This window comes from Microbacterium sp. (assembly GCF_026393345.1).
GTDB lineage: Bacteria > Actinomycetota > Actinomycetes > Actinomycetales > Microbacteriaceae > Microbacterium.
Genome location: NZ_JAPLAI010000056.1, coordinates 1 through 12698, shown reverse-complemented (window position 1 = coordinate 12698; position 12698 = coordinate 1). Strand labels below are relative to the sequence as shown.

Here is a 12698-nt window from a genome sequence, read left to right as displayed (position 1 = left end):
GATGCGGTGCCGCGGTGCCCGTGCCACACTGACGGCATGCGCTTGGTCATCCGGATCGTCGTCAACGCCTTCGCGATCTGGGTGGTGACGCTGATCCCCCTGGGTGTGAGCATCATCCCCTTCGCGCCGGGGGAGACACTGCAGCTGGTGCTGTCGTTGCTGGCGGTGGCGGCCATCTTCGCCGTCATCAACACGATCGTCGGCACCGTGGTGAAGGTGCTCACCTTCCCGCTCTATATCCTCACGCTCGGGCTGTTCTCCCTCGTGGTCAACGGTTTCCTGCTGTGGCTGACGGCGTGGATCACGCAGCTGTGGAGCTGGGGACTGCGCGTCGAGGACTTCTGGTGGGGCGTGGTCGCGGCGCTCATCATCACCCTCATCAACTGGATCTTCGGCATCATCCTGCGGCCCCGCCGCGATCGCGACTGACCTCACCGGTCAGCTCCGGCACCGGAAACTCCTGCGGCGTCGGCGCGGGCACCGCCGTCGGCGGGGTGGTCGGCGCGTATTCGGTCACTGTCACCCGGGTCGCGGTGGCGAGCACCCCGAGCCGATCCTGCAGCCGGTCCACCCGCGGGTCCCCCGAGTCGTCGACGAGCGCCGCCGTCTCGAGGTAGGTGTCGAGCTGATGCGCGGCGAGCGTGAGGTCCTGCGGGCCCACGGCCGGGTCGGCGGTGCGTTCGGCGACGAAGCTGCCCGCCGCGCCGACCTGCTGCGGGTGACCCCCGTCGGCGAGCGCGGCGACCGGATCGTCGTGGTGTCGCAGCTCGACACTGAGGGTGTCGGGCGGCGCGTCGTACGAGGTCGGCGAACCGACGGTGCCCAGCACCTCGGTGCGATAGGTGCCCTCCGCGGCGAGCGCGTCGACGATCATGCCTCCCTGCGAGTGCCCGAAGGCGAACAGCGAATCGCCGGGCCGTGCACCCGCGGCCTCCAGCGCCGCCCGCACCGCCGCGAGGGACGCCGCATCCTGCCGGGTGAACAGCTGCACGTTCGCCGGCATGTTCATCCACTCGAGGCGGTCGAGGAACGCCTGCGTGCCGGTGACGTAGACGGCGAAGGCGCGGGTGCCGTCGGGCAGGTCGTACCGCTCCACCCGCACCCGCGCCTCGCCGCCGCTCGGGATGCGGCCGACCGCCGCCGCGAGCGTGTCAGGCGGTGTGGTGATCGCCGGCCCCGACGGCGGCACCGTGGTCATCGGCGGGGCGGGCACGCGGAGCGGGGTCTGCGGATCCCGGGGGATCCGGCCGAGGCCGGTGGCGCGGACGCCCGCGATCGCCGCCGCGAGCCAGGCGACGTTGAAGAGCACCGGCATCATGGCGGCGAGGAGGACGAGCTGGGTCAGCGCCGGGTCGCCGGTGTGCTGCTGCGCGGTCACCGCGTCGCCCGCGAGGTCGACCGCCTCCGGGTACTCCGCCGACAGCGCCGCGATGCGGGCATCGAGGTAATCGGCCGCGGTGCGACCGCCCCGGGCGAGCGCGGCATCCCGCTCGACCCGCAGTTCGATGAGGTCGTACGCAGCCGCGGCGGTGCGGAGCGCAGTCACGAGCCGGTCGGCCTCCGGACCCTGCTGCTCCAGCGCCGCCCGCACGCGCAGCGCCTGCAGCTGCGCGTCGTGGAGGCCCGACACCGCCATTCCGAGGAAGCGTCGGGCGCGGTCGACATCGTCCACCGCCTCCTCGAGCAGACCGCGGATGCCGGCGAGGTCGTCGGCCGCCTGCCGAAGATCGTCGGCGTCGACGGCGATGGCCCCGCCGGAGGAGATGGCGAGATCGTCGCTCATCGCGTGCCGCCCAGCAGCCCCGCCCGCACCGTCGCCAGGTGGGTGTCGAGATCCGCGATGAGCTGCTCGTGCGCGGTGATCGCGTCGCCCCACTCCGACAACGCCACCCGGAACGCGGTCGCGGCGGGCGACACCCAGCCCGACCGACCGTCGAGCGCCGCCACGCGGGCACGCGTCAGGCGGAGGCGTTCCTCGGCGTCGCGGAGCGCGCCGCGCGCCGCGTCGACGGCGAACAGGGCGGTCGCGGGATCGGCGAACGGGATCATGCTCCGAGCGTGCGCCGCCCACCGCATGGGCAGCGGCGACCCGGCGTGACCGGTGGACGCCGCGGTCCGCGGCTCGGGCTGTGCAGAACAGGTGGCGCGGGCGGAGAATGGCCGGGTGACCGCATCCGCACCGTTCCGCGTCGTTTTCGTGTGCACGGGCAACATCTGCCGCTCACCGATGGCGGAGATCGTGTTCCGGTGGTTCGCCGAATCCGTCGGCCTCGGCGACCGCGTCGCCGTGAAGAGCGCCGCCACCGGTGACTGGCACGTGGGTGAGCGGGCCGACCAGCGGACGCTCGCCTCCCTCTCCGGCCATGGCTACGACGGGTCGGGGCATCGCGCACGGCAGTTCGAGTTGTCGGACTTCGCCGAGAGCGACCTCATCGTCGCACTCGACCGCTCACACGAGCGGGTGCTGCGGGAGTGGGCGCCCACGGAGTCCGATGCCGGCAAGGTCGTGCTGCTGCGGACGTTCGACCCCGATGCGCGGGACGAGCTCGACGTTCCCGACCCGTACTACGCGGGGCCCGAGATGTTCGACGAGGTGCTCGGTATGATCGAGAACGCGAGCCGGGCGCTCTTCCGGCAACTGGAACCCGCTATCCGCTCGGCCGTCTAGGCCGCGGTGGTGGCCGCATCCCCCCGGAGAACCGTGACCTCCTTTCCCGTGCAGCCGCTCAGCCCCCTCGACGGTCGCTACCGCGCCGCGGTGTCCGACCTCGGCGCCTTCCTCTCCGAGGCGGGACTCAACCGTGCTCGCGTCGAGGTCGAGGTGGAGTGGCTCATCGCGCTCACCGACCGCAGGGTGTTCGGCTCGACCCCGCTGGCGGATGCGGACCAGGAGCGCCTGCGCGCGCTGTACCGCGACTTCGGTCAGGCCGAGATCGATTGGCTGGCCGAGCGCGAGGCCATCACCCGTCACGACGTGAAGGCCGTCGAGTACCTGGTGCGTGACCGGCTCGCCGAGCTGGGGCTGGACGCCATCGCCGAGCTCACCCACTTCGCCTGCACCAGCGAGGACATCAACTCCGCCGCGTATGCGCTCACCGTGAAGCGCGCGGTGCTCGAGGTGTGGCTGCCGAAGCTTCACGCCGTGATCGCCCGGCTGCGCGAGCTCGCGCACGAGCACCGCGATGCGGCGATGCTCTCCCGCACGCACGGCCAGCCGGCGACCCCCACGACCATGGGCAAGGAGCTCGCCGTCTTCGCGGCACGCCTCGAGCGCGTCGTCGGGCAGGTCGCCGCGTCCGACTTCCTCGCGAAGTTCTCCGGCGCCACCGGCACCTGGTCGGCGCACCTCGCCGCCGACCCGGACCTCGACTGGCCGGAGATCTCTCGCGCGTTCATCGAGGGCATGGGCCTCGGGTTCAACGAGCTGACGACGCAGATCGAGTCGCACGACTGGCAGGTGGAGCTGTACGACCGCGCGCGTCACGCCGGCGGCATCCTGCACAACCTCGCGACCGACATCTGGACGTACATCTCGCTCGGCTACTTCGCGCAGATCCCGGTGGCGGGCGCGACCGGTTCGTCGACCATGCCGCACAAGATCAACCCAATCCGGTTCGAGAACGCCGAGGCGAACCTCGAGATCGCCGGCGGCCTGTTCGCCACCCTCGCCTCGACGCTCGTCACCTCACGGATGCAGCGCGACCTCACCGACTCGACGACGCAGCGCAACATCGGCGTCGCGTTCGGGCACTCGCTGCTGGCGTTCGACAACCTGCTGCGCGGGCTCAGCGAGATCTCACTGTCGCGTCCGGTGCTGCTGGCCGATCTCGACGGCAACTGGGAGGTGCTGGCCGAGGCGATCCAGACGGTCGTCCGCGCCGAGGTCGTCGCGGGGCGCTCGACCATCACCGACCCGTACGCGCTGCTGAAGGAGCTCACCCGCGGCCGTCGCGTCGGCGCCGCCGAGCTCGCCGAGTTCGTCTCGGGCCTGGAGATCGGTGACGCGGCGAAGGAGCGCCTGCTGGCGCTCACCCCCGCGACCTACACCGGTCTGGCCGAGAGCCTCGTCACCGACGCCTGAGCCAGCCCCGAGTCGACCCCCGGAGCCCGGGCGTTCACAATTCAGGCAGATCCGCCGTTCCGGCCGCCGATCGGGGCCGTAGGTGCGGTTCTGCCTGAATTATGTGCATTCAGCGGATGCGGGTGGCCGCAGTGCGGGTCCGCCGTGCGGGTCCGCACGGTGCCGGGTCGTCGGCGTCCAGAATTCAGGCAAATCCGCCGTTCCGGCCGTCGACCCGGGCCGTCCGCGCGGTTCTGCCTGAGTTATGTGCAGGAACGGCAGGCACCGGCGGCCGTGCAGCTCAGCGGGATGCGGGAGTGCCGCCGTCCGCGCGGTCGTCGGGCTCGTCCTTCGCGGGCGGGTCGAGCAGCACCGGGCGGTCCACCGTCTTGGCGATCTCGGCGGGGTCGATCGCGAGCATGAGGAGCGAAATCCCGACGAGCACCACGATGAAGGTGATGCCTGCGACGACGAGACCTGCGACGATCGCGCGCTGGATGTCGGCGGCCGGGTGGGCCTGGAACGCCCCCATGGAGACGAGCGTGACGATGCCCGCGAACAGGGCCGCGCCGAAGGCGAGCCCCAGCAGCTGCACCGGCCGCATCAGTTCGCGGCGACTGGGCTTATCGTTCATGAGCGACCGTCCTCGATCGGGGCAGGAACGGCGTCCGCGTCCTCGCGCCGCGGCGAGAACGCCGCGATGCCGAGGTACACGGCGACGATCGCGCCGTAGGCGCCGAACAGTCCGACCGCGATCGCGATGCCGGTGAGCGTGAAGCTCTGCCCCGCTTCTTCGATGTAGTAATTCAGGGCGTACCGGGCGGGGACCACGAGGGTTCCGAGGCCGAGCACGACGCCAGCGATGCCGACCGTCAGCACGTCGCGCGCCTCCGCGCGGGCGACGCTGGACTTCGCCGAGCGGCGCAGCGCGCGCCATCCGGCGATGCCCTCGATGAGCCCGGTGAGCAACGCCCACGAGATGACGAGGACGAAGAACATGGTCGTGGTGCGCAGCGGAGGCAGCCCGCCGATCATGCCGGCGATCAGCGACACCAGGCCCAGGACCACCGGCAGCGCACGGCGGCCGGTGGGGTACGCGAGCCACGCACCGAGCAGCAGCACGAGTCCCGTGGCGATCGCGAAACCGCTGAAGACGGAGAGACCGAGCACCGCGGAGTGGTCCGTCGAGAAGGTGACCATGAGCGCGGCGATGGCGGCGAAAAGGGCACGACCGAGCTGGACGTGGCGCACCTCGAAGGCGCGGGCGGCGGGAGCGTGGGACACGGCGGATTCCTGGACGAAAGACGGGATACCCCCAGTCTAGTTCCGGCGGTCCTGCGGATTCGCTGCGCGCGGGCGCGGGCGGAGGCCCTCAGCGATACCCAGGAGGGGTATCGTGGCTGACTCGGAGGGAACCACCATGGGTATTCAGCGGATCGAATTCGGCCGGCGGGATGCGGCAAGCGGATGCGGGTGCGACGGCGGCGCGTGCGTCTGCGGCGGCCATGACAGCGGCGGCCATGATAGCATTCCCACCCCCGCGTCTCGCGACACCGCCGTGTCGGCGACCGGCGTCGAGCTGCTCGTGGACGGCATGACCTGCGCGCACTGCGTGACCGCCGTGACCCAGGAGCTCAGCGCCCTGCCCGAGGTTTCCTCGGTGAGCGTCGACCTCGTCGCCGGGGGCGTGTCACGCGTGCACGTCGACGGCCCCACCGCCCTGGACCCGGATGCGGCACGCGCCGCGATCGAGGAGGCCGGTTACCGCCTCCACGACGCCGCGGTCTGAGCGGTCTTCGGCGTCAGCGCGCGAGGCCCTGCCCCGCGAGACCCTGGTCCGCGAGCCACGCGCGGGCACGGGCGGTGAGGGCTTTAGCGAGCGCAGTGCCGGCGGCCCAGTTCTCGAAACCGTGCGCACCACCCGGCACGACATCGAGCACGACGGGGACCCCCGCCGCCGCCAGGCGACCCGCGTAGTCGGCGACCTCGTCGTGGAAGAGCTCGATGTCGCCGACGCACAGCCACGCGGGCGGCAGGCCCGCGAGATCCTCGACGCGAGCGGGCACCGCGTAAGTCGGCACCGGTGCCGCCCCGGGCGCCGCACCGAGATACGAGGTCCAGCCGAACCGGTTGGCGACGTTGTTCCACACCGGGTGGTCCACCGCGTCCAGGTCGCGCCGCGCCGCCGTCCGGTCGTCCAGCATCGGCGCGAAGAGCCATTGCGCGACCGGCTGCGGGCCGCCCTCGTCGCGCAGGCGCTGAGCGAGCGCGGCCGCGATCCCGGCACCGGCGCTCTCCCCGCCCAGGGCGATGCGGTCCGGGTCGATGGAAAGGTCCGTGGCGTGCCGGCGCATCCAGTGCCAGGCGGCGAGCGCGTCGTCCAGCGCCGCGGGGAAGGGCGATTCGGGAGCCAGACGGTACTCGACCGAGACCACCGTGACCCCGAGCTCCGCGGCGGTCTCAGCGCACAGGCGGTCATCCTGCTTGGCCGAGCCGATCACCAAGCCGCCGCCGTGGATCCACAGGAATCCTCCCCCGCCGGGCTGGCGCGGCCGGTAGATCCGCACCCAGAGCGGCCCGTCCCGCCGCCACTCCACGGTGACGCCGGGCACCCGATAGGCGCGGAGAAGCCGGCGCGCCCCGAACCGTCCGAGCAGACGGACGATGCGGCGGGAGTTGTCGAGGGTGGGGAGCTTCGCGAGCGCGGGGCGCAAGTCCGGGTCGACGGATTCGATCCCAAGGGGTGTCGCCGGGGTCGGGGCGGGTTCGGTGGTCTCAGACATACGGCTCCTCGAGGTCGGCGGTGACGACACCCATCTTGCCCGTGCCGCGCTCCGTCTTGGTCCCGCAGGGGTGACGCCGCGGCCGGGTCACCAGGAGCTGCGGCGGTAGTCCTTGAGGAAGACGCCGAAGAGGTCCTCACCGGCCTCGCCACGCACGATGGGGTCGTAGACGCGTGCGGCGCCGTCGACGAGGTCGAGCGGGGCGTGGAACCCCTCCTCTGCCAGCCGCACCTTCGTGAAGTGCGGGCGCTCGTCGGTGATCCAGCCGGTGTCGACGGCGGTCATGAGGATGCCGTCGGTCTCGAACATCTCGCGGGCGCTGGTGCGGGTCAGCATGTTCAGCGCCGACTTGGCCATGTTGGTGTGCGGGTGCCCCGGGCCCTTGTAGCCGCGCCCGAACACGCCCTCCATCGCCGACACGTTCACGATGTACGTGCGCGGGAAGGGGGATGCGGCGAGCGAGGCCCGCAACCGGCTGACGAGCAGGAAGGGTGCGGTGGTGTTCGCCAGCTGCACCTCGAGCATCTCGAGCGGGTCGACCTGATCCACGTGCTGGGTCCAGCTGTTGATGTGCAGCTCGTCCGGGAGCAGCCCGCCCGCGTCGATGGCGGTTCCGGCGGCCAGCCGTTCGAGCGACGACGACCCCGCCGTCATCGCCTCCGCCGTCAGCTCGTCGGCGGTCCGGGCGGCGGCGGCGAGGATCGGGTGCGCCGACACCGACTGCGCCAGCGCGAGGGGATGCGCGTCGTTGGTGTGGCCGAAAGTGAGCAGCTCCGGCAGCGGCCCGTCCGGCAGCGGAGCGAGCTCCGCATCCACCAGCGGCTTGTACGCGCCCGCCGACCGGCGGACGGTCTGCGCGGCGTTGTTGATCAGGATGTCGAGGGGCCCGTCGGCGGCAACGGCGTCGGCGAGGGCGATCACCTGGGCGGGGTCGCGCAGATCGATGCCGACGACCTTCAGCCGGTGCAGCCAGTCCGCCGCGTCGGGGAGGGCAGCGAAGCGCCGCACCGCATCCCGGGGAAAACGGGTGGTGATGGTGGTGTGCGCGCCATCACGGAGCAGGCGCAGCGCAATGTACATGCCGATCTTCGCGCGGCCGCCGGTGAGCAGAGCGCGGCGGCCCGTCAGGTCGGTGCGGGCATCGCGCTTCTCGTGGCTCATCGCCGCGCAGTCCGGGCAGAGCTGGTGGTAGAACGCGTCGACGATCGTGTACTGCTCTTTGCAGATGTAGCAGGCGCGGGGCTTCAGGAGCTCCCCCGCGATCGGCGCCGCGACGCGTGCCGCCAGCGGGATGCCGCGGGTCTCGTCGTCGATCCGGTCGGGTGCCCCGGTCGCGGTCGCCGCGACGACCGCACGGTCGGCCTCCGCGATGCGCTGACGCTTCGCGCGACGGCCATCTTGCTTGACCGCCTTGTACAGCTTGCCGGTGGCGCGCTTCAGCGCGACGTAGTCGGCCGACTCACGGTCGAGCTGCTCCGCCTCCTCCAGCACGCGCAGCGCGGTGGCGAGGTCTTCGGGTGAGATCGACCGGACGGCGGGGGTATCGGCGGTCTCGGAGGGCACAGGGCAGTGTATCGAGGCTGCCCGAGTGAACGCCGAGGACGGGCGCGGTCAGGCTTTGCGCGCGTCGCTGCGTCGTCTGCCCCAGCGGGCGATGAAGAAGAGCACGGCGCCCACCGCAACGAGGATGGCGGCGAAGAGCCACACGATCGGCCGCTGCTGGGTGAGCAGCAGGATGCAGGAGGCGATGCCGAGGACCGGCACGAACGTCCACACCCGGAAGTGGTCGTTCTCGACGTGGTCGCGCCGCAGCACCAGCACCGAGACGTTCGCGCTGAGGAACACGATGAGAAGCAGCAGCACGACAGTCTCCGCCAGCGTGCCGAGATCGCCGACGAGGGTGAGCAGCATCGCCACCACCGTCGTGGCGATGATCGCGACCCAGGGCGTGCGGCGCTTCGGCAGAACCTTGGACAGCACCTCGGGCAGCAGCCCCTGCTGCGCCATGCCGTAGGCGAGACGGCTCGACATGATCATGGTGAGCAGGGCGCCGTTGGCCACCGCGACGAGGGCGATGAGGCTGAACAGCCACGACGGGATGGCGACGCCGCTCGCCTCGACGACGGCGAGGAGGGGGCCGCTGGAGTCCTCGAGTTCCGAGGCCGGCAGGGCGATCGCGCTCGCGAGCCCCACCAGGACGTAGACGACACCTGCGGTGAGCAGGGCGCCGAACAGGGCACGGGGGTAGACCTTGCGCGGGTGCGTGACCTCTTCGATCACGTTGGCGGACGTCTCGAACCCGACGAAGGAGTAGTAGGCGATGATGGCACCCCCGAGCACGGCGGTGGCGAGCCCCGACCCCTCCGGCAGCTGCCCGACGCGGGAGAGTTCGCCGCCGCCGCTGGCGAACATGACCGAGACCACGGCGATGACGATGACCAGGCCGCTCAGCTCGATCGCGGTCATCACGAAGTTGGCGCCCATGGATTCCCGGATGCCGCGGGCGTTCAACGCACCGACCAGCACGAGGAACGCCATCGCGACCGGGATCGGGGGCACGTCGATGAAGGTGGCGAAGTAGTCGCCGGCGAACGCGAGCGCGAGCCCGGCGGCGCTGACGACGCCGGCCGCGAGCATGCAGAAGCCGACCAGGAACGAGACCAGGGGACTTCGGAACGCCCGCTCCGCGAACACCGCGGCGCCGCCCGCCTTCGGATACTTGGTGACGAGTTCCGCGTACGACCCGGCGGTGAGGAGCGCCAGCAGGAGGGCGACGACGAGGGGTGCCCACAGCATCCCGCCGACCTCACCCGCGAGGACCCCCATGAGCGCGTAGATGCCGGCGCCCAGCACGTCACCGAGGATGAAGGCGAAGAGCAGGGGTCCGGAGATCCCGCGCCGCAGCTCGGTGGGGGCTTGCTCGTCGACGGTCTTCTCGCTGGTCATCCGGCAACCCTAAGAGGCATGCGGCGCCCCCGAGCGGGCCTTGACAGCCGTACGAGAGCTCAGCTCGCTCGGTCGGTGAGTCGCCAGTAGTACCCGCTGGGGTCCAGGATGCGGACATCGCGCAGCCCCCACGGCCGCTCGGTGAGGTCCTCCTCCAGTGGCCAGCCGGCGTCGACGACCCGCTGTCGCGCACCGAGGAGGTCATCGGTCTCCAGGACCAGTTCCACGCCCAGCGGCGGGCGCCGGCCGCGCATGTCGCGGGCGTCGCGCCATGCCGCCCCGACATGCACTTCTCCCCGCCGTAGCGCGACGTAGGGGACGTCCGACGTGCGTTCGTCGCGCACCAGGTCGAACCCGAGGACGCGGGTGTAGAAGCGCACCGTGGCGTCCAGGTCGGCCGGGAAGATCTCGATGCGGAGTGTCTCGCCCCTCGGCTCGTCGCGCGCCATGGCGCCGAGGGTACTCCCGCGACTGCCGCACTGCCGAGTCGACGGAAAGGGGGTGGTGCCCCGGGCCGGGAAGGAGGAACCTCTGTCCTGCGGACGAAGCGCCCGCAGAACAGGAGGGCGACGATGCCCGGGAATAGAGCGGTCGTGTACAAGGGACCCGGTGAGGTCGAGGTCGTCGATACTCCCTATCCGGAGTTCGAACTCAAGGACGGCCCCGGCGTCAATCCGGCGAATGTCGGCCGGAAGGTGCCGCACGGGGCGATCCTGCGAACGGTCAGCACCAACATCTGCGGCTCCGATCAGCACATGGTGCGGGGGCGCACGACCGCCCCGGCCGGGCTCGTGCTCGGTCACGAGATCACCGGCGAAGTCATCGAGGTGGGACCGGACGTGGAGTTCATCAAGGTCGGCGACATCGTCTCGGTGCCGTTCAACATCGCGTGCGGTCGCTGCCGCAATTGCAAGGAGGGCAAGACCGGGATCTGCCTGAACGTGAACCCGGATCGCCCGGGTTCGGCGTACGGGTACGTCGACATGGGCGGCTGGGTCGGCGGCCAGGCCGAGTTCGTCCTCGTCCCCTACGCGGACTGGAACCTGTTGAAATTCCCCGACCGCGATCAGGCGCTGGAGAAGATCCTCGACCTCACCATGCTGTCCGACATCTTCCCGACGGGGTTCCACGGCGCCTACACCGCGGGGGTCCGTCCCGGTTCGACCGTGTACATAGCGGGAGCGGGGCCGGTGGGCGTCGCGGCGGCCGTGGGTGCGCAACTACTGGGCGCGGCGGTCGTCATCGTCGGCGACCTCAACGAGGATCGCCTCGCACAGGTGCGCGCCAACGGCTTCGAGACGGTGGACGTGTCAAAGGGCGACCCGAAGGATCAGATCGACCAGATCCTCGGCGTCCCCGAGGTGGATGCGGCGGTGGATGCGGTCGGCTTCGAGGCTCGCGGGCACGGCGCCGATGCATCGCACGAGGCCCCAGCGACGGTGCTCAATTCGCTCATGGACCTCACCGCCGCCGGCGGTGCGCTCGGCATCCCGGGCCTCTACGTCACGGGCGACCCGGGCGGCGTCGACGAGGCCGCCCGGCACGGGTCGCTGTCGCTCCGCCTCGGCCTCGGCTGGGCGAAGTCGCTGTCGTTCGCGACCGGTCAGTGTCCGGTGATGCGGTACAACCGCCAGCTGATGATGGCGATCCTGCATGACCGGGTGCAGATCGCGAAGGCGGTGAACGCCACTCCCATTCCGCTCGACGACGCCCCGCGCGGGTACGCCGAGTTCGATCAGGGCGCTGCTCGCAAGTACGTCCTCAACCCCAACGGCTACATCGCCGCGTGACCCCAACAGGAAGGAACACCATGTCCGTCACTCTGGAAGACGCCCGCCGTGTCATCGCCGCCGCCGAGAAGCGCGCCGACGAGATCGGCCAACCCATGAACATTGCCGTCGTGGACGCCGGTGGCAACCTCGTCGCGCACGCCCGGCAGGACGGGGCGTGGATCGGCAGCGTCAACATCTCGATCAACAAGGCGTGGACCTCTCGGGCCTTCGACATCTCGACGAAAGACCTCGGTGAGAACTCGCAGCCGAACCAGCAGTTCTTCGGCATCCACGCCACCAACGGCGGCAAGGTCGCGATCTTCGCCGGCGGCATCCCGCTGTCGCGCGACGGCGTCGTCGTCGGCGCCGTGGGCGTCAGCGGTGGTTCCGGCGATCAGGACCACAGCGTCGCGGAGGCGGGTGCCAGCGCGTTCTGACGTGTCAGTCCGAAGCCGCCGAGTGTGACGACCGGTCGCCCGCTCGGCGGCTTCCCCGCGCGGGGCCGGCCGTCGTCCGCGCGAAGAACGGATGCGGCCAGGCACCGAGGGCGAGGACGGCGAGGATCGTCTGCACGAGCCCGGCGACGAAGAAGATCCCGTGCAGCGGCGACCAGACGAGCAGGATGGCGATCTCGACGAAGATCCAGCTCATCATGGTCAGCCCGGCGGCGGCGTGCATCCCCCATGCCAGCCGGAACCGCCGGAACTGGGCGACGAGAGCGAGGACCTGCACGCCGCCCACGACCACGCCGAGGATGATCCCGGGCCAGACGTACGAATCGAAGGGGCTGCCCTCGATCCACTCCACCGGCAGGCCCATTCCACCCCCGAGTGTGAGGCCCACCATGCCGGCGACCGCGGAAAGCAGACTGAACCAGGCGACCACGGCCAGTGCGAGCCGCAGCCCGCGTGAGGGAACCTCTCGCATGTCACCACGATAGAGGGAGACGTGGCACGCGCGGGAGACGCGTACGCGGGCGGCCCGCAGGGGTCTCGGGTGTAGGTTCCCGCTCGAGATGGCGGATAACCCCAGGGATTCCACGCTAGTTGGCGGTGGTCCCGGACTCAGGATTCCACGGGAAATGGCGGATTCCTACACCGCTCTCTGACGCGCCGACCCTGTCTGGTCAGCGGCCTG

Annotated in this window: 15 protein-coding genes; 6 read left to right on the top strand and 9 right to left on the bottom strand. The window is 70.9% G+C overall.

Annotated features, from left to right (window positions below):
• Positions 1-36: 36 nt before the first annotated feature.
• Complete coding sequence (locus NT132_RS11245; RefSeq protein ID WP_297788766.1) at positions 37-429, top strand: phage holin family protein; 393 nt, start codon at positions 37-39, stop codon at positions 427-429.
• Here the strand turns inward: NT132_RS11245 and NT132_RS11240 are convergent.
• Together NT132_RS11240 and NT132_RS11235 are read right to left on the bottom strand one after the other, a co-directional pair.
• Positions 398-1783 carry a hypothetical protein gene (locus tag NT132_RS11240; protein WP_297788763.1) on the bottom strand — a complete coding sequence of 462 codons (1386 nt, stop codon included), beginning with the start codon at positions 1781-1783 and terminating at the stop codon, positions 398-400. The genes NT132_RS11245 and NT132_RS11240 overlap by 32 nt on opposite strands.
• Positions 1780-2049: a hypothetical protein gene (locus tag NT132_RS11235; RefSeq protein WP_297788760.1), complete on the bottom strand. Its 270-nt coding sequence runs from the start codon at positions 2047-2049 to the stop codon at positions 1780-1782. The genes NT132_RS11240 and NT132_RS11235 overlap by 4 nt, the downstream gene beginning before the upstream one ends.
• Before the next feature lie 115 nt (positions 2050-2164).
• On the opposite strand from NT132_RS11235, the gene NT132_RS11230 reads away from it, so the two are divergent.
• Positions 2165-2668 carry a low molecular weight protein-tyrosine-phosphatase gene (locus tag NT132_RS11230; protein WP_297788757.1) on the top strand — a complete coding sequence of 168 codons (504 nt, stop codon included), beginning with the start codon at positions 2165-2167 and terminating at the stop codon, positions 2666-2668.
• Between the two features lie 33 nt (positions 2669-2701).
• Positions 2702-4081 (top strand): adenylosuccinate lyase, encoded by a 1380-nt coding sequence (purB, locus tag NT132_RS11225; protein WP_297788710.1) that lies wholly within the window; start codon positions 2702-2704, stop codon positions 4079-4081.
• 280 nt (positions 4082-4361) lie between these two features.
• Here the strand turns inward: purB and NT132_RS11220 are convergent, their stop codons facing one another.
• Complete coding sequence (locus NT132_RS11220) at positions 4362-4694, bottom strand: amino acid transporter (RefSeq protein ID WP_297788707.1); 333 nt, start codon at positions 4692-4694, stop codon at positions 4362-4364.
• The gene (locus NT132_RS11215) at positions 4691-5344 is read right to left on the bottom strand and encodes an acyl-CoA synthetase (RefSeq protein WP_297788704.1); all 654 of its coding nucleotides are present in this window, start codon (positions 5342-5344) and stop codon (positions 4691-4693) included. The genes NT132_RS11220 and NT132_RS11215 overlap by 4 nt, the downstream gene beginning before the upstream one ends.
• A gap of 136 nt (positions 5345-5480) precedes the next feature.
• Between NT132_RS11215 and NT132_RS11210 the strand changes: the two genes are divergently transcribed.
• Entirely contained in the window at positions 5481-5849 is a 369-nt protein-coding gene (locus tag NT132_RS11210) for a heavy metal-associated domain-containing protein (RefSeq protein WP_297788701.1), read from the top strand.
• Between the two features lie 13 nt (positions 5850-5862).
• Here the strand turns inward: NT132_RS11210 and NT132_RS11205 are convergent, their stop codons facing one another.
• The 4 genes from NT132_RS11205 to NT132_RS11190 all read right to left on the bottom strand — a co-directional run bounded on the left by NT132_RS11205 (position 5863) and on the right by NT132_RS11190 (position 10238).
• Complete coding sequence (locus NT132_RS11205) at positions 5863-6843, bottom strand: alpha/beta hydrolase (RefSeq protein ID WP_297788697.1); 981 nt, start codon at positions 6841-6843, stop codon at positions 5863-5865.
• A gap of 87 nt (positions 6844-6930) precedes the next feature.
• Positions 6931-8406 carry an SDR family oxidoreductase gene (locus NT132_RS11200; protein WP_297788694.1) on the bottom strand — a complete coding sequence of 492 codons (1476 nt, stop codon included), beginning with the start codon at positions 8404-8406 and terminating at the stop codon, positions 6931-6933.
• 48 nt (positions 8407-8454) lie between these two features.
• Positions 8455-9789: an APC family permease gene (locus NT132_RS11195; RefSeq protein ID WP_297788691.1), complete on the bottom strand. Its 1335-nt coding sequence runs from the start codon at positions 9787-9789 to the stop codon at positions 8455-8457.
• 59 nt (positions 9790-9848) lie between these two features.
• Positions 9849-10238: a VOC family protein gene (locus NT132_RS11190; RefSeq protein WP_297788688.1), complete on the bottom strand. Its 390-nt coding sequence runs from the start codon at positions 10236-10238 to the stop codon at positions 9849-9851.
• A 123-nt stretch (positions 10239-10361) separates the two neighbouring features.
• On the opposite strand from NT132_RS11190, the gene fdhA reads away from it, so the two are divergent.
• Together fdhA and NT132_RS11180 are read left to right on the top strand one after the other, a co-directional pair.
• A complete protein-coding gene (fdhA, locus tag NT132_RS11185) occupies positions 10362-11579 on the top strand; it encodes a formaldehyde dehydrogenase, glutathione-independent (RefSeq protein WP_297788685.1) in 1218 nt (405 codons plus the stop codon).
• Positions 11580-11599: 20 nt separating this feature from the next.
• Positions 11600-11998: a heme-binding protein gene (locus NT132_RS11180; protein ID WP_297788682.1), complete on the top strand. Its 399-nt coding sequence runs from the start codon at positions 11600-11602 to the stop codon at positions 11996-11998.
• Between the two features lie 4 nt (positions 11999-12002).
• Here the strand turns inward: NT132_RS11180 and NT132_RS11175 are convergent, their stop codons facing one another.
• A complete protein-coding gene (locus tag NT132_RS11175; RefSeq protein ID WP_297788679.1) occupies positions 12003-12488 on the bottom strand; it encodes a hypothetical protein in 486 nt (161 codons plus the stop codon).
• Between the last annotated feature and the right edge of the window lie 210 nt (positions 12489-12698).

What these genes read in the sequence shown, in the direction of transcription:
- NT132_RS11235 (WP_297788760.1), bottom strand. Translation starts at nt 2,049, where the DNA reads ATGATCCCGTTCGCCGATCCCGCGACCGCCCTGTTCGCCGTCGACGCG.
- NT132_RS11240 (WP_297788763.1), bottom strand. Translation starts at nt 1,783, where the DNA reads ATGAGCGACGATCTCGCCATCTCCTCCGGCGGGGCCATCGCCGTCGAC.
- NT132_RS11190 (WP_297788688.1), bottom strand. Translation starts at nt 10,238, where the DNA reads ATGGCGCGCGACGAGCCGAGGGGCGAGACACTCCGCATCGAGATCTTC.
- NT132_RS11195 (WP_297788691.1), bottom strand. Translation starts at nt 9,789, where the DNA reads ATGACCAGCGAGAAGACCGTCGACGAGCAAGCCCCCACCGAGCTGCGG.
- fdhA (WP_297788685.1), top strand. Translation starts at nt 10,362, where the DNA reads ATGCCCGGGAATAGAGCGGTCGTGTACAAGGGACCCGGTGAGGTCGAG.
- NT132_RS11180 (WP_297788682.1), top strand. Translation starts at nt 11,600, where the DNA reads ATGTCCGTCACTCTGGAAGACGCCCGCCGTGTCATCGCCGCCGCCGAG.
- NT132_RS11205 (WP_297788697.1), bottom strand. Translation starts at nt 6,843, where the DNA reads ATGTCTGAGACCACCGAACCCGCCCCGACCCCGGCGACACCCCTTGGG.
- NT132_RS11220 (WP_297788707.1), bottom strand. Translation starts at nt 4,694, where the DNA reads ATGAACGATAAGCCCAGTCGCCGCGAACTGATGCGGCCGGTGCAGCTG.
- NT132_RS11175 (WP_297788679.1), bottom strand. Translation starts at nt 12,488, where the DNA reads ATGCGAGAGGTTCCCTCACGCGGGCTGCGGCTCGCACTGGCCGTGGTC.
- NT132_RS11210 (WP_297788701.1), top strand. Translation starts at nt 5,481, where the DNA reads ATGGGTATTCAGCGGATCGAATTCGGCCGGCGGGATGCGGCAAGCGGA.
- NT132_RS11245 (WP_297788766.1), top strand. Translation starts at nt 37, where the DNA reads ATGCGCTTGGTCATCCGGATCGTCGTCAACGCCTTCGCGATCTGGGTG.